General features: G+C 55.6%; 22 protein-coding genes and 1 pseudogene. 21 read left to right on the forward strand and 2 right to left on the reverse strand.

Annotation, left to right across the window (positions count from 1 at the left end):
• Window positions 1–4: 4 nt before the first annotated feature.
• The 16 genes from eutP (at window position 5) to eutR (ending at window position 14,522) form a co-directional block, all read left to right on the forward strand.
• Window positions 5–484: an ethanolamine utilization acetate kinase EutP gene (gene eutP / locus ICA20_RS07060; protein ID WP_003037998.1), complete on the forward strand. Its 480-nt coding sequence runs from the start codon at window positions 5–7 to the stop codon at window positions 482–484.
• Window positions 462–1,166 carry an ethanolamine utilization acetate kinase EutQ gene (gene eutQ, locus ICA20_RS07065; protein WP_038642538.1) on the forward strand — a complete coding sequence of 235 codons (705 nt, stop codon included), beginning with the start codon at window positions 462–464 and terminating at the stop codon, window positions 1,164–1,166. Before eutP ends, eutQ begins: the two co-directional genes overlap by 23 nt.
• A gap of 9 nt (window positions 1,167–1,175) precedes the next feature.
• Window positions 1,176–1,979, forward strand: coding sequence for an ethanolamine utilization cob(I)yrinic acid a,c-diamide adenosyltransferase EutT (eutT, locus tag ICA20_RS07070; protein WP_038642537.1), 804 nt, complete (start codon window positions 1,176–1,178; stop codon window positions 1,977–1,979).
• Window positions 1,976–2,992 (forward strand): phosphate acetyltransferase, encoded by a 1,017-nt coding sequence (gene pta / locus ICA20_RS07075; RefSeq protein ID WP_038642535.1) that lies wholly within the window; start codon window positions 1,976–1,978, stop codon window positions 2,990–2,992. The genes eutT and pta overlap by 4 nt, the downstream gene beginning before the upstream one ends.
• A gap of 36 nt (window positions 2,993–3,028) precedes the next feature.
• Complete coding sequence (gene eutM, locus ICA20_RS07080) at window positions 3,029–3,322, forward strand: ethanolamine utilization microcompartment protein EutM (RefSeq protein WP_003835054.1); 294 nt, start codon at window positions 3,029–3,031, stop codon at window positions 3,320–3,322.
• Between the two features lie 114 nt (window positions 3,323–3,436).
• Window positions 3,437–3,724, forward strand: a complete 288-nt coding sequence (gene eutN, locus ICA20_RS07085; protein ID WP_003038011.1) for an ethanolamine utilization microcompartment protein EutN — start codon at window positions 3,437–3,439, stop codon at window positions 3,722–3,724.
• An 11-nt stretch (window positions 3,725–3,735) separates the two neighbouring features.
• A complete protein-coding gene (locus tag ICA20_RS07090; RefSeq protein WP_038642532.1) occupies window positions 3,736–5,139 on the forward strand; it encodes an aldehyde dehydrogenase family protein in 1,404 nt (467 codons plus the stop codon).
• 12 nt (window positions 5,140–5,151) lie between these two features.
• On the forward strand, window positions 5,152–5,991 hold the full coding sequence (gene eutJ, locus ICA20_RS07095; protein ID WP_038642530.1) for an ethanolamine utilization protein EutJ: 840 nt from the start codon (window positions 5,152–5,154) through the stop codon (window positions 5,989–5,991).
• Window positions 5,981–7,168, forward strand: a complete 1,188-nt coding sequence (gene eutG, locus ICA20_RS07100) for an ethanolamine utilization ethanol dehydrogenase EutG (protein ID WP_038642528.1) — start codon at window positions 5,981–5,983, stop codon at window positions 7,166–7,168. Before eutJ ends, eutG begins: the two co-directional genes overlap by 11 nt.
• Before the next feature lie 119 nt (window positions 7,169–7,287).
• Window positions 7,288–8,520, forward strand: a complete 1,233-nt coding sequence (gene eutH, locus ICA20_RS07105) for an ethanolamine utilization protein EutH (RefSeq protein WP_038642526.1) — start codon at window positions 7,288–7,290, stop codon at window positions 8,518–8,520.
• Entirely contained in the window at window positions 8,517–9,920 is a 1,404-nt protein-coding gene (gene eutA, locus ICA20_RS07110) for an ethanolamine ammonia-lyase reactivating factor EutA (RefSeq protein WP_038642524.1), read from the forward strand. The genes eutH and eutA overlap by 4 nt, the downstream gene beginning before the upstream one ends.
• A gap of 11 nt (window positions 9,921–9,931) precedes the next feature.
• Window positions 9,932–11,293, forward strand: coding sequence for an ethanolamine ammonia-lyase subunit alpha (gene eutB / locus ICA20_RS07115; RefSeq protein WP_003038029.1), 1,362 nt, complete (start codon window positions 9,932–9,934; stop codon window positions 11,291–11,293).
• Between the two features lie 20 nt (window positions 11,294–11,313).
• Entirely contained in the window at window positions 11,314–12,210 is an 897-nt protein-coding gene (eutC, locus tag ICA20_RS07120; protein WP_038642522.1) for an ethanolamine ammonia-lyase subunit EutC, read from the forward strand.
• 9 nt (window positions 12,211–12,219) lie between these two features.
• A complete protein-coding gene (gene eutL / locus ICA20_RS07125; RefSeq protein ID WP_003838537.1) occupies window positions 12,220–12,879 on the forward strand; it encodes an ethanolamine utilization microcompartment protein EutL in 660 nt (219 codons plus the stop codon).
• An 11-nt stretch (window positions 12,880–12,890) separates the two neighbouring features.
• Window positions 12,891–13,421: an ethanolamine utilization microcompartment protein EutK gene (gene eutK, locus ICA20_RS07130; RefSeq protein WP_038642518.1), complete on the forward strand. Its 531-nt coding sequence runs from the start codon at window positions 12,891–12,893 to the stop codon at window positions 13,419–13,421.
• Window positions 13,422–13,469: 48 nt separating this feature from the next.
• Window positions 13,470–14,522 carry an HTH-type transcriptional regulator EutR gene (gene eutR / locus ICA20_RS07135; RefSeq protein WP_038642516.1) on the forward strand — a complete coding sequence of 351 codons (1,053 nt, stop codon included), beginning with the start codon at window positions 13,470–13,472 and terminating at the stop codon, window positions 14,520–14,522.
• 84 nt (window positions 14,523–14,606) lie between these two features.
• Here the strand turns inward: eutR and hemF are convergent, their stop codons facing one another.
• On the reverse strand, window positions 14,607–15,506 hold the full coding sequence (gene hemF / locus ICA20_RS07140) for an oxygen-dependent coproporphyrinogen oxidase (RefSeq protein ID WP_038642514.1): 900 nt from the start codon (window positions 15,504–15,506) through the stop codon (window positions 14,607–14,609).
• A gap of 2 nt (window positions 15,507–15,508) precedes the next feature.
• Window positions 15,509–16,378 carry an N-acetylmuramoyl-L-alanine amidase AmiA gene (gene amiA, locus ICA20_RS07145; RefSeq protein ID WP_038642512.1) on the reverse strand — a complete coding sequence of 290 codons (870 nt, stop codon included), beginning with the start codon at window positions 16,376–16,378 and terminating at the stop codon, window positions 15,509–15,511.
• A 211-nt stretch (window positions 16,379–16,589) separates the two neighbouring features.
• On the opposite strand from amiA, the gene ICA20_RS07150 reads away from it, so the two are divergent.
• The 5 genes and pseudogenes from ICA20_RS07150 to ICA20_RS07170 all read left to right on the forward strand — a co-directional run.
• Entirely contained in the window at window positions 16,590–17,015 is a 426-nt protein-coding gene (locus ICA20_RS07150; RefSeq protein WP_006683546.1) for a GNAT family acetyltransferase, read from the forward strand.
• On the forward strand, window positions 17,002–17,451 hold the full coding sequence (locus ICA20_RS07155; protein WP_038642510.1) for a DUF2919 domain-containing protein: 450 nt from the start codon (window positions 17,002–17,004) through the stop codon (window positions 17,449–17,451). The genes ICA20_RS07150 and ICA20_RS07155 overlap by 14 nt, the downstream gene beginning before the upstream one ends.
• Window positions 17,452–17,510: 59 nt before the next feature.
• Entirely contained in the window at window positions 17,511–18,086 is a 576-nt protein-coding gene (locus ICA20_RS07160; RefSeq protein ID WP_038642508.1) for an RpoE-regulated lipoprotein, read from the forward strand.
• Window positions 18,087–18,179: 93 nt separating this feature from the next.
• Window positions 18,180–19,079: a porphyrinogen peroxidase gene (yfeX, locus tag ICA20_RS07165; protein WP_038642506.1), complete on the forward strand. Its 900-nt coding sequence runs from the start codon at window positions 18,180–18,182 to the stop codon at window positions 19,077–19,079.
• 423 nt (window positions 19,080–19,502) lie between these two features.
• Window positions 19,503–19,646: pseudogene (locus ICA20_RS07170) on the forward strand (hypothetical protein); the annotation flags it as partial.
• Between the last annotated feature and the right edge of the window lie 625 nt (window positions 19,647–20,271).

The raw sequence follows: 20,271 nt of genomic DNA on the forward strand, positions 1-20,271 counted from the left end.
GGCGATGAAACGTATTGCGTTTGTCGGTACGGTGGGCGCGGGGAAAACAACGCTCTTTAATGCGCTACAGGGGAATTATTCCCTCGCCAGAAAAACACAGGCCGTTGAGTTTAATGAAAATGGCGATATCGATACGCCGGGAGAATATTTTAGCCATCCGCGCTGGTACCACGCCTTAATTACCACGCTGCAGGATGTCGATACGTTGATTTATATACACGCGGCAAATGATAAAGAAAGTCGCTTACCTGCCGGGCTGTTGGATATCGGCGCCAGTAAACGACAAATCGCCGTTATCAGTAAAACGGACATGCCGGATGCCGACGTCGCCGCAACGCGACAACTACTTCGCGGGATGGGGTTTCAGGAGCCGATTTTCGAGCTCAATAGCCATGACCCGCGCAGCGTGCAGCACCTGGTGGATTATCTGACTGAGCTCAGCCAAAAGGAGGAAAGGGCAGGTGAAAAAACTCATCACAGCTAACGATATTCGTGCGGCCCACGCACGCGGCGAACAGGAAATGTCGGTTGTTCTGCGCGCCAGCATCATCACCCCAGAGGCACGCGAAGTGGCGGAGCTGCTGGGCGTCACTATCCGTGAATGCGACGAATCCGCGCCAACTGCCGCCGCTGCAGCACCGGCTGCGGGGGATGATGGCAAAACGGAGAGCCAGCGCATTCGTGAAACCATCATTGCGCAATTGCCCGAAGGGCAATTTACCGAAAGCCTGGTCGCGCAGCTGATGGACAAAGTCATGAAGGAGAAACAGTCGCTGGAGCAGGGCGGAATGCAGCCGAGCTTTAAATCGGTCACCGGCAAAGGCGGCGTCAAAGTCATCGACGGTAGCAGCGTGAAGTTTGGGCGTTTTGACGGCGCGCAACCGCACTGCGTTGGCTTAACCGACCTGGTGACCGACCAGGACGGTAGCAGCATGGCCGCCGGGTTCATGCAGTGGGATAACGCCTTTTTCCCATGGACGCTGAACTACGACGAAATCGACATGATTCTGGAAGGCGAGCTGCACGTTCGTCACGAAGGCGAAACCATGATTGCTAAAGCCGGGGACGTCATGTTTATCCCGAAAGGCTCCAGCATTGAATTTGGTACGCCATCGACGGTGAAGTTTCTGTATGTGGCCTGGCCTGCGAACTGGCAGTCCTGCTAAGGCGGATGTATGAAGGATTTCATTACCGAAGCATGGCTCAGAGCGAATCATACGCTCAGCGAAGGGGCTGAAATTCATCTCCCCGCTGACGCTCGCCTGACGCCGTCTGCCCGGGAATTACTGGAAAGCCGACATCTGCGCATTAAGTTTATCGACGAGCAGGGCAGCCTGTTTATTGATGACGAAGAACAGCAGCCGCAGCCGGTGCATGGTTTAACCAGCAGCGCTACCCATCCCCAGGCCAACTGCGAACTGTGTCATCAACCGGTGGCGAAGAAACCAGACACGCTGACGCATCTGACGGCAGACAAGATGGTAGCCAAAAGCGATCCGCGTCTGGGATTTCGCGCCGCGCTGGACAGCACCATCGCCCTGACCGTGTGGTTGCAGATCGAGCTGGCGGAACCGTGGCAGCCGTGGCTGGCGGATATTCGCTCACGCCTGGGCAATATTATGCGCGCCGATGCTATGGACGAGTCGCTGACCGCACAAGCTATCGTCGGTTTGAGCGACGAAGATTTACACCGGCTTTCACATAATCCGCTGCGCTATCTGGATCACGATCATCTGGTACCTGAGGCCAGCCACGGACGTGATTGCGCGCTGCTGAATCTGCTGCGTACCAAAGTCCGTGAAACGGAGACGGTGGCGGCGCAGGTCTTCATCACCCGCAGTTTTGACGTTATGCGACCGGACATCATGCAGGCGCTCAACCGCCTTTCCAGTACAGTCTACGTGATGATGATTCTTAGCGTGGCGAAGCATCCGCTGACGGTTAGCCAAATTCAACAGCGACTGGGGGAGAAGCCATGATCATTGAACGTGCTCGTCAACTCGCCCAACGCTCACCTGCCCGGGTGGTGTTCCCGGATGCGCTGGATGTCCGGGTGCTGAAAGCGGCGAATTATCTGCATCAGCACGGTCTGGCGCGCCCCATTCTCGTCGCCAGTCCATTTGCCTTGCGCCAGTTTGCTCTCAGCCATCGGGTGGCGATGGATGGTATCCAGGTTATCGATCCGCAAAGCAATCTGGCAATGCGCGAAGAGTTTGCGCTGCGCTGGCTGGCCCGCGCGGGAGATAAAACGCCAGCCGATGCGCTGGAAAAACTCAATGACCCATTAATGTTCGCCGCCGCAATGGTTAGCGCGGGGAAAGCGGATGTCTGTATTGCCGGCAATCTTTCGTCGACGGCAAACGTGCTACGCGCCGGGTTACGCATTATTGGGCTACAGCCTGGCTGTAAAACGCTGTCGTCAATTTTCCTGATGCTGCCGCAGTATCTCGGACCGTCATTAGGCTTTGCCGATTGCAGCGTCGTACCCCAGCCCACCGCCGCACAGCTGGCGGATATTGCGATTGCCAGCGCGCAGACCTGGCAGGCAATTACGGGGGAAGAACCGCGCGTGGCCATGCTGTCGTTTTCAAGTAATGGCAGTGCCCGTCACCCCAACGTCGCTAACGTGCAGCAGGCCACGGAGATCGTTCGTGAACGTGCGCCGCAGCTTATGGTGGATGGCGAACTGCAATTTGATGCCGCCTTTGTTCCGGATGTCGCCGCGCAAAAAGCGCCTGCAAGTCCGTTAAAGGGCAATGCCAATGTGATGGTCTTCCCGTCGCTTGAAGCAGGCAATATTGGTTACAAAATCGCCCAGCGTTTGGGAGGTTATCGTGCAGTCGGGCCGCTGATCCAGGGGCTTGCCGCACCGCTTCATGACCTCTCTCGCGGCTGTAGCGTACAGGAAATTATCGAACTGGCGTTGGTGGCAGCAGTGCCGCGCCAGACTGACGTGAGTCGTGAAAACGCCTCGCACACACTGGTTGTTTAGGTCCCGTTCTGGACCCCTTAATGAGAGGAAAACACAATGGAAGCATTAGGAATGATTGAAACCCGGGGCCTGGTTGCACTGATTGAGGCTTCTGACGCAATGGTTAAAGCGGCACGCGTGAAACTGGTTGGCGTGAAGCAGATCGGTGGCGGTCTGGTCACTGCCATGGTCCGTGGCGACGTAGCGGCATGCAAAGCCGCAACGGACGCAGGTGCTGCGGCTGCACAGCGTATTGGCGAGCTGGTTTCCGTACATGTGATCCCGCGTCCGCATGGCGATCTGGAAGAAGTATTCCCGATCAGCTTTAAAGGCGACAGCAACGACATGTAAGTCGTCCATGTGACGCCACAGACTGCGTTGCTGGCGTCACCCTCTCTCCTTTTCACATTACCTTCTGCGGAGGGTAGGGGGAGGTTTTACCTGAAATATGCCACGGAGGCGCGTATGAAACTGGCAATCGTCACAGGACAAATTGTTTGTACCGTACGCCATCAGGGGCTCGCGCACGACAAGTTGCTGATGGTGGAAATGATTGATGCCCAGGGTAATCCCGACGGGCAATGTGCTGTTGCTATCGACAGCATCGGGGCGGGAACCGGAGAGTGGGTGCTGCTGGTCAGCGGAAGCTCAGCCCGTCAGGCGCACCGTAACGAATCATCACCTGTCGATCTGTGCGTGATTGGCATTGTCGATGAAGTGGTGGCAGGTGGTCAGGTGATCTTCCATAAATAAGGCAGAAAATCATGAATCAACAGGATATTGAACAGGTCGTGAAAGCGGTACTGCTGAAAATGAAAGACAGCAGCCAACCCGTCAGTGCCGTTCAAGAAATGGGCGTTTTTGCCTCCCTGGATGACGCAGTGGCGGCAGCAAAACTGGCCCAGCAAGGGCTGAAAAGCGTCGCCATGCGCCAACTGGCTATCGCGGCGCTACGTGAGGCGGGCGAAAAGCACGCCAGAGAATTAGCGGAGCTTGCCGTTACAGAAACCGGCATGGGACGCGTAGAAGATAAATTTGCCAAAAACGTGGCGCAGGCGCGCGGCACGCCGGGAGTGGAATGCCTGTCTCCACAGGTCCTGACCGGCGATAACGGCCTGACGCTGATTGAAAACGCACCGTGGGGCGTGGTGGCTTCGGTGACACCGTCCACCAACCCGGCCGCAACCGTTATTAACAACGCCATTAGCCTGATCGCCGCTGGCAACAGCGTGGTCTTCGCGCCGCATCCGGCGGCCAAAAAAGTTTCTCAGCGCGCCATCACCCTGCTTAACCAGGCGGTGGTCGCTGCAGGCGGTCCGGCAAACCTGCTGGTGACCGTTGCTAACCCGGACATCGAAACCGCCCAGCGGTTGTTCAAGTACCCAGGCATCGGCCTGCTGGTCGTTACCGGTGGAGAAGCCGTAGTAGATGCCGCGCGTAAACACACCAACAAACGTCTGATTGCCGCCGGTGCGGGTAACCCGCCGGTGGTGGTCGATGAAACGGCCGACCTGGCCCGCGCGGCGCAGTCGATTGTCAAAGGCGCGTCGTTTGACAACAACATTATCTGCGCCGACGAAAAAGTGCTGATTGTGGTCGACAGTGTCGCCGATGAGCTGATGCGTCTGATGGAAAGCCAGCATGCGGTGAAATTGACCGCGGCCCAGGCTGAACAGCTGCAACCAGTGCTGCTGAAAAATATCGATGAGCGCGGTAAAGGCACGGTCAGTCGTGACTGGGTAGGGCGCGACGCAGGAAAAATCGCTGCGGCGATTGGTCTGAACGTACCGGAGCAAACCCGGCTGTTATTCGTCGAAACCTCCGCGACGCATCCGTTTGCCGTCACCGAACTGATGATGCCGGTTCTACCGGTCGTGCGAGTCGCTAACGTCGATGACGCCATTGAACTGGCGGTCAGGCTTGAAGGCGGTTGTCACCATACGGCGGCGATGCACTCACGCAACATCGACAACATGAACCGCATGGCGAACGCTATTGATACCAGCATTTTCGTCAAGAACGGGCCGTGTATTGCCGGTCTGGGACTTGGCGGCGAAGGCTGGACCACGATGACCATTACCACGCCAACCGGGGAAGGGGTGACCAGCGCGCGTACGTTTGTACGTCTGCGTCGCTGCGTGTTGGTGGACGCCTTCAGAATTGTATAAGGAGTAAAAGAGATGGCGCACGACGAACAACGTTGGCTGACACCCAGGCTGCAAAAAGCGGCCACGCTATGCAACCAGACGCCTGCTGAGAGCGAATCACCGCTATGGCTGGGCGTTGATTTGGGGACGTGTGATGTGGTGTCGATGGTCGTCGACGGTGACGGGCAGCCGGTAGCGGTTTGCCTCGACTGGGCCGATGTCGTGCGCGATGGCATCGTCTGGGATTTCTTCGGCGCAGTGACCATTGTTCGTCGCCATCTCGATACGCTTGAGCAACAACTGGGTTGTCGATTTACCCATGCGGCAACCTCATTTCCACCGGGCACGGACCCACGTATCTCCATCAACGTGCTGGAGTCAGCCGGACTTGAAGTGAGTCATGTGCTCGACGAGCCGACCGCCGTGGCGGATCTGTTGCAACTCGATAATGCTGGCGTGGTGGATATCGGTGGCGGCACCACAGGGATAGCCATTGTTAAGCAGGGCAAAGTGACGTATTCCGCCGATGAAGCGACCGGCGGGCACCACATTTCTCTGACGCTGGCCGGGAACCGCCGTATCCAACTGGAAGAAGCCGAACAGTATAAACGCAGCAACGGTCAGGAGATCTGGCCGGTGGTTAAGCCAGTCTACGAAAAAATGGCGGAAATCGTGGCTCACCATATAGCCGGACAGGGCGTCACCGATTTATGGCTGGCCGGCGGTTCCTGCATGCAGCCGGGCGTGGATGAGCTGTTCCGTAAGCGCTTCCCGGAACTGCAGGTGCATTTACCTCAGCACAGCCTGTTTATGACCCCGCTGGCGATTGCCAACAGCGGAAAAGAAAAAGCGGAAGGAATCTATGCAAGCTGAATTGCAGACCGCGCTCTTTCAGGCATTCGATACCCTGAATCTGCAACGCGTAAAAACGTTTAGCGTTCCACCGGTCACCCTTTGTGGGCTGGGAGCGCTCAGTACCTGCGGACAGGAAGCACAAACGCGCGGACTGACGCACATGTTTGTCATGGTCGACAGCTTCCTGCATCAGTCGGGAATGACCGCCGCGCTGGAACGCAGCCTGGCGATGAAAGGTGTGGCGATGACGCTGTGGCCGTGCCCGGTGGGCGAACCGTGCATTACGGATGTCTGCGCTGCGGTCGCGCAACTGCGTGAATCGAAGTGCGACGGCGTGGTGGCCTTTGGCGGAGGTTCCATACTGGATGCCGCTAAGGCAGTGGCGTTGCTGGTGACTAATCCCACGCAGACCCTGGCTGACATGACCGAGCACAGCGCGTTACGCCCACGTTTGCCGCTGATTGCCGTACCAACTACCGCCGGAACGGGCTCAGAAACCACTAATGTCACGGTGATTATCGACGCCGCGACCGGACTTAAAAAAGTGCTGGCGCATGCGTCTCTGATGCCGGACGTGGCGATTCTTGATGCAGCGCTAACGGAAGGTGTGCCCGCGCACGTCACGGCGATGACCGGGATCGATGCGCTGACGCATGCCGTTGAAGCGTACAGTGCCCTGAACGCGACGCCGTTTACCGACAGCCTGGCGATTGGCGCGATTGCGATGATCGGTAAATCGCTGCCGAAGGCCGTCGGCTATGGGCAGGATCTGGCGGCGCGGGAGAGCATGTTGCTGGCCTCCTGTATGGCCGGGATGGCGTTTTCCAGCGCGGGGCTGGGCCTGTGTCATGCGATGGCGCACCAGCCGGGCGCTACGCTGCATATCCCGCACGGACAGGCTAACGCCATGTTGCTGCCCACGGTAATGGGGTTCAACCGCATGGTGTGTCGCGAGCGTTTCAGCCATATCGGGCGGGCGTTAACCAACAAGAAGGCGGACGATCGCGATGCCATCAATGCCGTCAGCGAGCTGATTAGCGAAGTGGGCCAGACCAAACGGCTCTCTGACGTTGGGGCAAAGCCCGAGCATTACAGCGCATGGGCTGACGCCGCGCTGGAGGATATTTGTATTCGCAGTAACCCACGCACCGCCACGCAGGCGCAGATTATCGACCTGTACGCGGTTGCCGGGTAATGCCTGTAGGCCGGATAAGGTGCTCGCACTGCCATCCGGCAATAACACGGCGTTAATGCCGGAAGCGACGGAAACGTCTTATCCGGCCTACAAATCACAAATGACAGGGAGTAGGGGCTATGGGAATTAACGAAATCATCATGTACATCATGATGTTCTTTATGCTGATTGCCGCCGTGGACAGGATCCTGTCGCAGTTCGGCGGTTCAGCGCGCTTCCTCGGTAAATTCGGTAAGAGTATTGAGGGATCGGGCGGTCAGTTTGAAGAAGGTTTTATGGCGATGGGCGCGTTGGGCCTGGCGATGGTCGGTATGACCGCGCTGGCGCCGGTACTGGCGCATTTGCTCGGACCGGTGATTATTCCGCTGTACGAAATGCTGGGCGCGAACCCGTCGATGTTTGCCGGAACGCTGCTGGCGTGCGACATGGGCGGCTTCTTCCTGGCGAAAGAACTGGCGGGCGGCGACGTTGCGGCGTGGCTGTACTCTGGCCTGATCCTTGGGGCGATGATGGGGCCGACGCTGGTGTTCTCTATTCCGGTTGCGCTGGGGATTATTGAACCGTCCGACCGTCGTTATCTGGCGCTGGGCGTGCTGGCCGGTATCGTCACCATTCCGATTGGCTGTATCGCGGGGGGATTGGTCGCGATGTACTCCGGCGTCGAAATCAACGGGCAGCCGGTGGAGTTTACCTTCGCGCTGATCCTGATGAACATGATCCCGGTGATCATCGTTGCTGTGCTGGTGGCGCTGGGGCTGAAATTTATCCCGGAAAAAATGATCAACGGTTTTCAGATCTTCGCGAAATTTCTGGTGGCGCTGATCACCCTCGGTCTGGCGGCGGCAGTCATCAAATTCCTGCTTGGTTGGGAGCTGATCCCGGGTCTGGACCCTATCTTCATGGCGCCGGGCGACAAGCCGGGTGAAGTAATGCGCGCCATCGAAGTTATCGGTTCTATCTCCTGCGTGCTGCTGGGTGCGTACCCGATGGTGCTGCTGCTGACCCGCTGGTTTGAAAAGCCGCTGATGAGCGTCGGTAACCTGTTAAAAGTCAATAACATTGCGGCTGCGGGTATGGTGGCGACACTGGCGAACAACATCCCAATGTTCGGCATGATGAAGAATATGGATACCCGCGGGAAAGTGATCAACTGCGCCTTTGCGGTCTCCGCGGCCTTCGCCCTGGGTGACCACTTAGGTTTCGCCGCCGCCAACATGAACGCCATGATCTTCCCGATGATTGTCGGCAAGCTGATTGGCGGCGTAACGGCGATTGGCGTGGCTATGCTGTTGGTACCGAAAGATGAAAACGTGCCAGCAGAAGTGGAAACCAACCCGGAGGCGCAATCGTGAACACTCGCCAGCTACTGAGCGTCGGTATTGATATCGGCACCACCACGACTCAGGTGATCTTCTCGCGCCTTGAGCTGGTTAACCGTGCGGCTGTGTCGCAGGTGCCGCGCTATGAATTCATCAAACGCGAAATTAGCTGGCAAAGCCCGGTGTTCTTTACCCCTGTTGATAAGCAGGGCGGGTTGAAAGAGGCCGAACTTAAGGCACTGATCCTTGCCCAGTATCAGGCGGCGGGCATCGCACCTGAGACCGTTGATTCCGGCGCGATCATCATCACCGGAGAAAGCGCCAAAACCCGTAACGCCCGCCCGGCGGTAATGACGCTCTCCCAGTCGCTGGGGGACTTCGTGGTTGCCAGCGCCGGTCCGCATCTGGAGTCGGTGATCGCCGGTCACGGCGCGGGGGCGCAAACGCTGTCTGAGCAGAAGTTGTGCCGTGTACTGAATATCGACATCGGTGGCGGGACGTCGAACTATGCGCTGTTCGACGCCGGAAAAGTCAGTGGTTCGGCCTGTCTGAACGTCGGCGGGCGACTGCTGGAAACCGACGGTCAGGGGCACGTGGTGCACGCGCATCAGCCGGGACAGATGATTGTTGATGACGTATTTGGTCCAGGCTTTGACGCCCGAACCCTCAATGCGGCGCAACTGGTTGCGGTGGCGCGACGTATGGCGGCGCTGATTGTGGAGGTGATTGACGGCACGCTTTCACCGCTGGCGCAGGCGCTGATGCAAACCGGTCTGCTGCCTGCGGGCGTGAAGCCGGAAGTGATTACGTTGTCCGGCGGGGTAGGCGAGTGCTACCGCAACCAACCTGCCGATCCGTTCTGTTTTTCCGACATTGGACCGCTGCTCGCCACGGCGCTGCATGAACATCCGCGCCTGCGTGAGATGAACGTGCAGTTCCCGGCGCAAACTGTGCGTGCCACGGTGATTGGTGCCGGGGCGCATACGCTGTCGCTTTCGGGCAGCACCATCTGGCTGGAAGGCGTGGCACTTCCGCTGCGCAATCTGCCGGTGGCGATTCCGGTTGATGAGGCTGATTTGGTGGCCGCCTGGCAACAGGCGTTAATGCAGCTCGATCTGGATCCGCAAACGGACGCCTACGTGCTGGCGTTGCCCGGTTCTCTGCCGGTGCGCTACGCCGCGCTGTTAACGGTAATTGATGCGCTGCTGGCTTTTGTCGCGCGCTATCCAAATCCGCATCCCCTGCTGGTGGTAGCCGAGCAGGATTTTGGTAAAGCCCTGGGCATGCTGTTACGCCCACAGTTACAGCAACACCCGCTGGCGGTCATCGATGAGGTGGTTGTCCGGGCGGGGGACTATATCGACATTGGTACGCCTCTTTTTGGCGGATCGGTTGTGCCGGTGACGGTGAAATCACTCGCATTTCCTTCCTGAGGGAACGACTTATGAAACTAAAGACCACATTGTTCGGCAATGTTTATCAGTTTAAGGATGTTAAAGAGGTGCTGGCCAAAGCCAACGAACTGCGTTCGGGGGATGTGCTGGCAGGGGTAGCTGCAACCAGTTCACAGGAACGCGTGGCGGCCAAGCAGGTATTGTCGGAAATGACGGTAGCGGATATCCGCAATAACCCGGTGATTTCCTATGAAGAGGACTGCGTGACGCGTCTGATTCAGGATGACGTCAATGAAACGGCCTATAACCGCATCAAAAACTGGAGTATCAGCGAGCTGCGCGAGTACGTGCTGAGCGATGAAACCTCGGTTGATGACATCGCGTTTACGCGCAAAGGGTTAACGTCGGAAGTGGTCGCTGCGGTAGCAAAAATCTGCTCCAACGCGGACCTGATCTACGGCGGCAAGAAAATGCCGGTGATCAAAAAGGCTAACACCACCATCGGTCTGCCGGGCACCTTTAGCTGCCGTTTGCAGCCGAACGACACCCGTGACGACGTGCAGAGTATTGCGGCGCAAATCTATGAAGGGCTGTCTTTCGGGGCGGGCGATGCGGTGATCGGCGTAAACCCGGTAACGGATGACGTGGAAAACTTAAGCCGCGTGCTCGATACCGTGTACGGCGTTATCGATAAATTCAACATTCCGACCCAGGGCTGCGTACTGGCGCACGTTACCACCCAGATTGAAGCGATTCGTCGCGGCGCGCCGGGTGGATTGATCTTCCAGAGTATCTGCGGCAGCGAGAAAGGCTTAAAAGAGTTCGGTGTTGAGCTGGCAATGCTCGATGAAGCGCGCGCAGTTGGCGCTGAATTCAACCGTATCGCCGGGGAAAACTGCCTTTACTTCGAAACCGGACAAGGGTCGGCGCTCTCCGCTGGCGCAAACTTCGGCGCCGATCAGGTAACAATGGAAGCGCGTAACTACGGGCTGGCGCGCCACTACGATCCGTTCCTGGTGAATACCGTCGTGGGCTTTATCGGGCCGGAGTATCTCTACAACGACCGTCAGATCATTCGCGCCGGTCTGGAAGATCACTTTATGGGCAAGCTGAGCGGCATCTCAATGGGCTGCGACTGCTGCTACACCAACCATGCTGATGCTGACCAGAACCTTAACGAAAACCTGATGATTCTGCTCGCCACCGCTGGCTGCAACTACATCATGGGCATGCCGCTCGGCGACGACATCATGCTCAACTATCAGACCACCGCATTCCACGATACCGCGACCGTCCGCCAGTTGCTGAACCTGCGCCCGTCGCCGGAATTTGAACGCTGGCTGGAAACCATGGGCATTATGGCAAACGGTCGCCTGACCAAACGGGCGGGCGATCCGTCACTGTTCTTTTGATGATGCGGGGATGAAACACGATGGATCAAAAACAGATTGAAGAAATTGTACGCAGCGTAATGGCGTCAATGGGTGAGTCTCAACCGCAGGCTCAAGAACCGTCAGCACCAGCAAAATGCAGCACCACGCAGTGCGCCGCGCCGACTGGTGAAAGTTGTGCGATGGACTTAGGTTCAGCCGAAGCCAAAGCGTGGATAGGCGTTGAGAATCCGCACCGCGCAGAGGTGTTGACTGAACTGCGGCGCAGTACCGCGGCGCGTGTATGTACCGGTCGCGCCGGTCCTCGTCCGCGCACCCAGGCGTTACTGCGCTTCCTGGCCGACCACTCGCGTTCAAAAGATACGGTATTAAAAGAAGTGCCGGAAGAGTGGGTAAAAGCGCAGGGACTGCTGGAAGTACGCTCGGAAATCAGCGACAAAAACCTGTATCTGACGCGCCCGGATCTTGGCCGTCGTCTGAGCGCGGAAGCCATTGATGCGCTGAAATCGCAGTGTGTGATGAACCCGGATGTGCAGGTGATTATCTCTGATGGCCTGTCTACCGACGCTATCACCGCCAACTACGAAGAGATTCTGCCGCCATTGTTGTCGGGCTTAAAACAGGCCGGACTGAAGGTTGGGACCCCGTTCTTCGTTCGCTATGGTCGCGTGAAAATCGAAGATCAGATTGGCGAGCTGCTGGGCGCGAAAGCGGTGATCCTGCTGGTGGGAGAACGGCCGGGTCTCGGTCAGTCGGAAAGTCTCTCCTGCTACGCCGTCTATTCGCCGCGCGTTGCGACGACCGTAGAAGCTGACCGTACCTGTATCTCGAACATTCACCAGGGCGGTACGCCACCGGTTGAAGCAGCGGCGGTAATTGTGGATTTGGCCAAGCGCATGCTGGAGCAAAAAGCCTCCGGCATCAATATGACCCGTTAAGGAGGCATCATGCCAGCATTAGATTTGATTAGACCTTCAGTCACCGCAATGCGCGTGATTGCCTCGGTAAATGACGGTTTTGCCCGTGAGCTTAAGTTACCGCCACATATCCGTAGCCTCGGACTCATCACAGCAGACTCTGATGACGTGGCGTATATTGCCGCAGACGAAGCGACAAAACAGGCGATGGTGGAAGTGGTTTATGGCCGCTCGCTGTATGCCGGGGCGGCGCATAGTCCCTCTCCAACCTCGGGCGAAGTACTGATTATGCTCGGTGGACCCAACCCGGCTGAAGTTCGCGCGGGTCTGGACGCGATGGTGGCCAACATTGAAAGCGGCGCAGCGTTCCAGTGGGCGAATGACGCAGAAGATACCGCTTTCCTGGCGCACGTGGTTTCGCGTACCGGTTCGTATCTTTCCGCGACGGCGGGATGCCGACTTGGCGATCCGATGGCGTATCTGGTGGCGCCGCCGCTGGAAGCAACATTTGGTATTGATGCGGCGCTGAAATCTGCCGATGTACAACTGGTGACCTACGTGCCACCGCCGTCAGAAACCAACTATTCAGCAGCGTTTTTGACCGGTAGCCAGGCCGCTTGTAAAGCCGCATGTAACGCCTTTGCCGATGCCGTTCTGGATATTGCCCGTAATCCAATCCAGCGCGCGTAAGAGAGGTTGTGATGATCAATGCACTGGGATTACTGGAAGTGGATGGCATGGTGGCTGCCGTAGACGCGGCGGATGCCATGCTGAAAGCCGCGAACGTACGTCTGCTGAGCCACGAAGTGCTCGATCCTGGCAGGTTGACGCTGGTGGTGGAAGGCGATCTGGCGGCGTGCCGCGCAGCGCTTGATGCCGGCAGCGCCGCCGCAGCGCGTACAGGCCGTGTTATCAGCCGTAAAGAGATAGGCCGACCGGACGATGACACCCAGTGGCTGATCGGCGGTTTTAAGCGCCAGCCGAAAAAACCAGAACAGAAGCCAGATGTAAAAACAGACGTAAAAGCAGAGAAGACGCAGGACGCCCCGTTGACGTCTGAATCCTCTGCACAACTTCTGACGCTGTTGGCATCGGTCCGTCAAGGAATGACGGCAGGGGAAGTGGCTGCCCACTTTGGCTGGTCACTTGATGAAGCCAGAAAGGCGCTGGAACAGCTCTTTTCTGACGGAGCGTTGCGTAAACGTAGTAGTCGCTATCGCTTAAAAAATTAACCTGTCGGAGGGCCGGGGGCTTCCCTGAAGCTTCCGGCTTAAAAGATCATGAAAAAGAACCGTACTGCAAACTTGCACCATCTTTATCATGAAGCACTACCCGAAGACGTTAAACTTACGCCGAAAGTAGAGGTGGACAACGTTCACCAGCGGCGAACAACGGATGTATATGAACACGCGCTGACGATTACCGCCTGGCAGCAGATTTACGACCAGCTGCATCCGGGAAAATTTCATGGCGAGTTCACGGAAATCCTGCTCGACGATATTCAGGTTTTCCGTGAATACACCGGACTCGCGCTGCGCCAGTCATGCCTTGTCTGGCCGAACTCGTTCTGGTTTGGTATTCCGGCCACGCGCGGCGAACAGGGATTTATTGGCGCCCAATGTCTGGGCAGTGCTGAAATTGCCACCCGTCCAGGCGGGACGGAGTTTGAACTGAGTACGCCGGATGATTACACCATTCTGGGGGTTGTCATTTCGGAAGAGGCGATTGCCCGTCAGGCCAACTTCCTGCATAACCCGGAAAGGGTGCTGCATATGCTGCGTAACCAGTCGGCGCTGGAAGTCAAAGAACAGCACAAAGCCGCGCTATGGGGCTTTGTGCAGCAGGCGCTGGCGACGTTTAGCGAGAATCCGGAAAACCTGCGTCAACCTGCGGTACGCAAGGTATTGGGCGATAACCTGTTGCTGGCGATGGGGACTATGCTGGAAGAAGCGCAGCCGATCATAACCGCTGAGAGCATCAGCCATCAGAGCTATCGTCGTCTGTTGTCACGTGCGCGCGAATATGTGCTGGAAAACATGTCTGAGCCGCTGACCGTGCTCGATTTGTGTAACCAACTGCACGTTAGTCGCCGGACGTTGCAAAACGCCTTTCACGCGATCCTGGGTATTGGTCCGAATGCCTGGTTAAAACGTATTCGCCTGAACGCCGTGCGTCGCGAGCTGATAAGCCCGTGGTCGCAGAGTACGACGGTGAAAGATGCCGCCATGCAGTGGGGATTCTGGCATTTAGGGCAGTTTGCTACCGACTACCAGCAGTTGTTTGCGGAAAAACCGTCGTTGACGTTGCATCAGCGTATGCGGCAGTGGGCGTGATAAGATTATGGTGCCGGATGCGACGCTTTGCGTCTTATCCGGCCTACGGATTGTAGACCGGATAAGCGTCGCGCCATCAGGCAATTACACCCAGTCGCGGACCTGAATAAACTTGCTAAGGGCAGCTTCCGGGCTGTTCGCTTCCGGCTGCCAGTCATACTCCCAGCGCACCAGCGGCGGCATCGACATCAGAATTGATTCCGTGCGCCCGCCGGTTTGTAAACCAAATAACGTGCCGCGATCCCACACCAGGTTAAATTCGACATAGCGCCCGCGACGATAAAGCTGGAAATCACGCTCGCGCTCGCCCCAGTTCATCGCTTTACGTCGCTCAACAATGGGCAGATACGCCTCGGTGTAACCTTGCCCCACCGCCTGCATAAAGGCGAAGCAGTGGTCGAAACCCGGCGTATTCAAATCATCGAAAAACAACCCGCCAATGCCGCGCTGCTCGTTGCGGTGTTTAAGGAAGAAGTAGTCATCGCACCACTTTTTGTAACGGGGATAAACGTCATCACCGAACGGCTGACACAGATCCCGCGCCGTACGGTGCCAGTGTACCGCATCCTCTTCAAAGCCGTAGTAGGGCGTTAAGTCAAAGCCGCCGCCAAACCACCAGACTGGGTCGTCGCCCGGTTTTTCCGCGATAAAAAACCGCACGTTGGCATGACTGGTCGGAATGTAGGGATTGAGTGGATGCACCACCAGCGAGACGCCCATGGCTTCAAAGCTGCGTCCGGCAAGCTCAGGTCGATGGGCGGTGGCCGAGGCCGGCATCGCGTCGCCGTGGACGTGAGAGAAATTGACGCCCGCTTGCTCGAAAATACCGCCGTTACGCAGCACCCGACTGCGCCCGCCGCCGCCTGCTTCACGCTGCCAGCTATCTTCAACAAACTCGGCGCCGTCTACGGCGGATAATTGCTGGCAAATATCGTCCTGCAGGCTAAGCAGGAACTGTTTTACGCGCTGTGCATCGGGCTTCATGATTAACGTTTCTTCGAGTGTGCTTTCTGGTTATCAAACCAGTGGAAATAGCTGATGATGCCATTGGCGATAGCGGTAGCAATTTTTTGACGAAATGCCGCCGTACCCAGCAGACGTTCTTCTTCCGGATTAGTAATGAACGACGTTTCGACCAGTACCGAAGGAATTGAGGGTGATTTTAGCACCACGAAGGCGGCCTGTTCCGTGCTGCGACTGTGCAGACGGTGTACTGGTTTGATCTTTTTAAGAATATGCGAGCCTAACGTCAGGCTGTTTTTAATGGTATCGGTTTGCACCAGATCGAACAGCACCTGCTGCAACAAGTGATCTTTATCGGTGGTTTTTTTCCCGGCGACTTCATCGGCGCGGTTTTCGCGATCGGACAGATACTTCGCCATAGCGCTACTGGCGCCGCGATTTGACAGCGCGAAGACCGATGCGCCCGCGGCGCTCGGATTGGTAAAACCGTCGGCGTGAATCGACATAAACAGATCGGCCCCATGTTTGTGGGCGATCTCGACGCGATCGTAAAGCGGAATAAATGTATCGCCGGAGCGGGTCAGGCGCGCATCAATCCCCTGATTGCGCAGAATAGAGCGTACGTTTTTGGCAATCGCCAGTACCACGTGCTTTTCTTTCGAACCGTTGCGTCCAATTGCGCCGGTATCTATCCCTCCGTGACCCGGATCAAGGACAACCACGCGTTTAGCGCCTGATTTTTTCGCTTTCGGTTTGCTGTGTCCATTACTGGTTTTTAGCGCTTCTTCTTTAGCGATGGCTTGCGACATGCCTGACAGCGTCAGGGCGGCCAGCCCGGCTTTCAGCACCTGGCGGCGCGATGTGAGTGTTTTTAGTGGTTTAAAAGTGCTCATACGGCCTGAGTTGTAAAAAAAGGTTCCAGACGTTATATCGTATCGCGTAGTCCGTTGCGACGGATCGGGATAAGAATTGTTTTACTTTTCATTTCAATACGTGACAATTCCGTATTATGCCATTTTTTCCGCCGCTTCGCGTCAGATATTGGCTAAATCAGCCGTTCGCGCCATAATCGCTTTTTAACGTCCTGAAAAGGTAACCAATACCATGGAAATACGCGTTTTTCGCCAGGAAGATTTCGAAGAGGTGATCACCCTCTGGGAGCGCTGTGATTTACTGCGTCCATGGAATGACCCGGAAATGGACATTGAGCGTAAAGTAAATCATGACGTCAGCTTGTTCCTGGTCGCTGAAGTGAACGGCGAGGTAGTCGGTACAGTGATGGGCGGATACGACGGTCATCGCGGCTCGGCCTATTACCTGGGCGTGCATCCTGAGTTTCGCGGTCGCGGCATCGCCAATGCGCTGCTTAACCGACTGGAGAAAAAGCTCATCGCCCGCGGGTGTCCGAAGATTCAAATCATGGTGCGTGAGGATAATGATCTGGTGTTGGGGATGTATGAACGCCTGGGCTATGAACATGCGGATGTACTCAATCTCGGTAAGCGCTTGATCGAAGATGAAGAGTACTGAATTTCACCCCGCCGACTATGACGGTCACGGGCGTCTGCGCCTGCCTTTTCTGTTCTGGTGCGTATTGCTGCTGCAGGCACGCACCTGGGTACTGTTTGTTATTGCCGGCTCTTCCCGGGAGCAGGGCAATACGCTACTGAATCTGTTTTATCCCGACCATAACGCGTTCTGGCTGGGGTTGCTCCCCGGCGTTCCCGCGGTGGTGGCTTTTTTACTCAGCGGGCGGCGTTTTGCGTTTCCTGTTTTGTGGCGCTGGCTGCGCGGATTGCTGATTCTCGCGCAACTGGTGCTGCTTTGCTGGCAACCGGCGATGTGGCTGGCAGGCGATCCTGTCAACGGCATCGGACTGGCGCTGCTGGTTGCGGATATCGTCGCGCTGGTCTGGCTGTTAACCAATCAACGTCTGCGCGCCTGTTTTTCCCTTGAGAAAGAATAACGGCACTTTTTGGCGAAACCGGACTCCAAGCAACGTTGATAAATAAGGAAGGAAGTGAAATGAAATCACTGCGTTTGACTTTATGCGCGATGCCGCTGCTATTGACCGGGTGTTCCACGCTGTCGTCGGTGAACTGGTCTGCCGCCAATCCGTGGAACTGGTTCGGTTCTTCAACGCAGGTCACTGAGCAGGGCGTCGGCGCGTTAACTGGCGCTACGCCGCTGGATGAAAAAGCTATTGCTGATGCCCTGGACGGTGATTACCGCCTGCGCAGCGGGATGAAGACTGATGACGGTAATGTGGTGCGCTTCTATGAAGCGATGAAAGATGACAAGCTGGCAATGGTCATCAATGGCAGTCAGGGAACCATCAGCCGTATTGATGTCCTGGACAGCGATATTTCATCAGACGCGGGTGTCGAAATCGGTACACCGTTTAGCGACCTTTACACCAAAGCCTTTGGTAATTGCCAGAAAGCAACCGGCGATGACAGCGCGAACATTGAATGTAAAGCTGAAGGAAGTCAGCATATTAGCTATATTTTTTCCGGCGAATGGAGCGGGCCTGAGGGCTTAATGCCATCGGACGATACGCTGAAAACGTGGAAAGTCAGCAAAATAATCTGGCGGCGTTAATTTGCGTCTGAACAAATCGACTTGCTAAAAAAACAGGTAGAATAGCGCCAATCAATGCCACGAGGTCGTGGCATCTTTTTTTCAGGAGGAACAATGTCTCAGGTTCAGAGTGGCATTTTGCCAGAACATTGCCGTGCGGCGATTTGGATTGAAGCCAATGTTAAAGGCGACGTTGAGGCCCTGCGTGCGGCCAGCAAAATCTTTGCCGATAAACTGGCGACCTTTGAAGCGAAGTTCCCGGATGCGCATTTGGGCGCGGTTGTGGCTTTCGGCAACAACACCTGGCGTGCATTAAGCGGCGGCGTTGGGGCGGAAGAGTTAAAAGACTTTATCCCTTATGGTAAAGGCCTGGCGCCGGCTACCCAATATGACGTGCTGATCCATATACTCTCTCTGCGTCATGACGTGAATTTCTCCGTCGCGCAGGCGGCAATGGAAGCATTTGGTGACTGCATTGACGTTAAAGAAGAGATCCACGGTTTCCGTTGGGTTGAAGAACGTGATCTCAGCGGCTTTGTTGACGGTACGGAAAATCCGGCTGGTGAAGAAACGCGCCGTGAAGTCGCGGTGATCAAAGATGGCGTGGATGCTGGCGGCAGCTATGTGTTTGTGCAGCGTTGGGAACATAACCTGCAGCAGCTTAACCGCATGAGCATTCACGACCAGGAAATGATGATTGGTCGTACCAAGGAAGCCAACGAAGAGATCGACGGTGATGACCGTCCGGTTACCTCTCACCTGAGCCGCGTCGATCTCAAAGAAGATGGTAAAGGGCTGAAAATTGTGCGCCAGAGTCTGCCATACGGCACGGCCAGCGGCACGCACGGTCTCTATTTCTGCGCTTACTGCGCACGTCTACATAATATTGAGCAGCAACTGCTAAGCATGTTCGGTGACACTGACGGTAAGCGTGACGCCATGCTGCGTTTCACCAAGCCGGTAACCGGCGGCTATTACTTTGCTCCGTCGCTGGACCGACTGATGGCACTGTAATGTCGCACTATTATTAAGCAGCATTGCCCGCGGGCAATGCTGAACAGATTAAAACGGTGATACCACAACGGCTTCTGTAATAAGGAGCCGTTTTTTTTACACCCCATAAACTGCGTTTTCTTACATAAATAATATCAATGATTCTTGGAATTGCTTTTACATGAATGAATTTTCTTTCATCTAAAAAACAAGCGTGCGGCATGTTTTATATTATTTAGAATTCAAACGGATAAACTAAAGGCTTCGCTCAGGGGGGAGTGTTGTTTTTGTGACTGATATTATTTTGGTGAATGAAAATGAATTTATTTATATTGTTTGTTGTATTGGTTTTTTCTTAAAACACAATGAGTGAGTATTTTTTCTTTTTTTTGATGAATATAATGTCCGCTGAGGAATGATTAATTTATTTTATATGGTGCTTTTATGGAAGAGAGTAACCCATGGCCAACATTCGTTGATGCATTTTCAACGGTTTTATGTATTTTTATATTTCTGATGTTAGTTTTCGTACTTAACAGTATGTTAATCATGTATGAAAGCTCTAAAAAACGTTATGAAGCCCCTTTACTGGCTGAACAAACTGTTCAGCCAGTAGCCTCCTCGGTAAGTGGTAGCGGAGCCAGCAGTGGTGCTGTCAGCACAACACCCAATCAAACCCGTACGGTCGATCAAACACAGCCAGTTGAAGCAACTGCGGCAGGCGCTAATAAAAATCGTAGCCAGGATGCTGAGGCTGATATGTTGGCCGCTTCTTCTGCTTCAACTTCAACTTCAACTTCAACTTCAACTTCAACTTCAACTGATGCTGGCGCTGCTACCGGTACAGATTTCGCCACCGCCTCTGATTCTACTGCCGCTTCAGCAGCATCTCCTGCAGACGAGTCAGAGCAAGCGGGCCGTGAAGATAAAAAAAGTGACGTGATTAGACTGGCCGACAACCAAACGGCCACCTCGATTAAAGGGCAAACTTCCGGTCAATTCGATACCTCGAAAGCGAACCCATCCTGGGAGACTCAGGGCAATCAGTTCATTGTTCATTTCAAATCAATGGAGCAAGGCTATCCGCAAGAAATCATTGATGAGATGGCTAAATGGTTTGGCACAGATAAACCGGTCAGCATTGTGGTTTATGCCTATGTCAGTCCCTCCATCGCTATTTCAGATGCGATGCGTCTGGCCTACGAGCGCGGTG

Source organism: Citrobacter sp. C5_2 (assembly GCF_014596845.2).
Lineage (GTDB): Bacteria > Pseudomonadota > Gammaproteobacteria > Enterobacterales > Enterobacteriaceae > Citrobacter > Citrobacter werkmanii.

Bases quoted from the DNA above. Each gene is read 5' to 3' on its own strand.
- eutJ (WP_038642530.1), top strand. From the start codon at position 5,152: ATGGCGCACGACGAACAACGTTGGCTGACACCCAGGCTGCAAAAAGCG.
- eutL (WP_003838537.1), top strand. From the start codon at position 12,220: ATGCCAGCATTAGATTTGATTAGACCTTCAGTCACCGCAATGCGCGTG.
- ICA20_RS07090 (WP_038642532.1), top strand. From the start codon at position 3,736: ATGAATCAACAGGATATTGAACAGGTCGTGAAAGCGGTACTGCTGAAA.
- hemF (WP_038642514.1), bottom strand. From the start codon at position 15,506: ATGAAGCCCGATGCACAGCGCGTAAAACAGTTCCTGCTTAGCCTGCAG.
- pta (WP_038642535.1), top strand. From the start codon at position 1,976: ATGATCATTGAACGTGCTCGTCAACTCGCCCAACGCTCACCTGCCCGG.
- eutN (WP_003038011.1), top strand. From the start codon at position 3,437: ATGAAACTGGCAATCGTCACAGGACAAATTGTTTGTACCGTACGCCAT.
- eutP (WP_003037998.1), top strand. From the start codon at position 5: ATGAAACGTATTGCGTTTGTCGGTACGGTGGGCGCGGGGAAAACAACG.
- eutB (WP_003038029.1), top strand. From the start codon at position 9,932: ATGAAACTAAAGACCACATTGTTCGGCAATGTTTATCAGTTTAAGGAT.
- eutT (WP_038642537.1), top strand. From the start codon at position 1,176: ATGAAGGATTTCATTACCGAAGCATGGCTCAGAGCGAATCATACGCTC.
- eutH (WP_038642526.1), top strand. From the start codon at position 7,288: ATGGGAATTAACGAAATCATCATGTACATCATGATGTTCTTTATGCTG.
- eutG (WP_038642528.1), top strand. From the start codon at position 5,981: ATGCAAGCTGAATTGCAGACCGCGCTCTTTCAGGCATTCGATACCCTG.
- ICA20_RS07155 (WP_038642510.1), top strand. From the start codon at position 17,002: ATGAAGAGTACTGAATTTCACCCCGCCGACTATGACGGTCACGGGCGT.
- eutC (WP_038642522.1), top strand. From the start codon at position 11,314: ATGGATCAAAAACAGATTGAAGAAATTGTACGCAGCGTAATGGCGTCA.
- eutR (WP_038642516.1), top strand. From the start codon at position 13,470: ATGAAAAAGAACCGTACTGCAAACTTGCACCATCTTTATCATGAAGCA.
- ICA20_RS07150 (WP_006683546.1), top strand. From the start codon at position 16,590: ATGGAAATACGCGTTTTTCGCCAGGAAGATTTCGAAGAGGTGATCACC.
- yfeX (WP_038642506.1), top strand. From the start codon at position 18,180: ATGTCTCAGGTTCAGAGTGGCATTTTGCCAGAACATTGCCGTGCGGCG.
- eutM (WP_003835054.1), top strand. From the start codon at position 3,029: ATGGAAGCATTAGGAATGATTGAAACCCGGGGCCTGGTTGCACTGATT.
- ICA20_RS07160 (WP_038642508.1), top strand. From the start codon at position 17,511: ATGAAATCACTGCGTTTGACTTTATGCGCGATGCCGCTGCTATTGACC.
- eutK (WP_038642518.1), top strand. From the start codon at position 12,891: ATGATCAATGCACTGGGATTACTGGAAGTGGATGGCATGGTGGCTGCC.
- amiA (WP_038642512.1), bottom strand. From the start codon at position 16,378: ATGAGCACTTTTAAACCACTAAAAACACTCACATCGCGCCGCCAGGTG.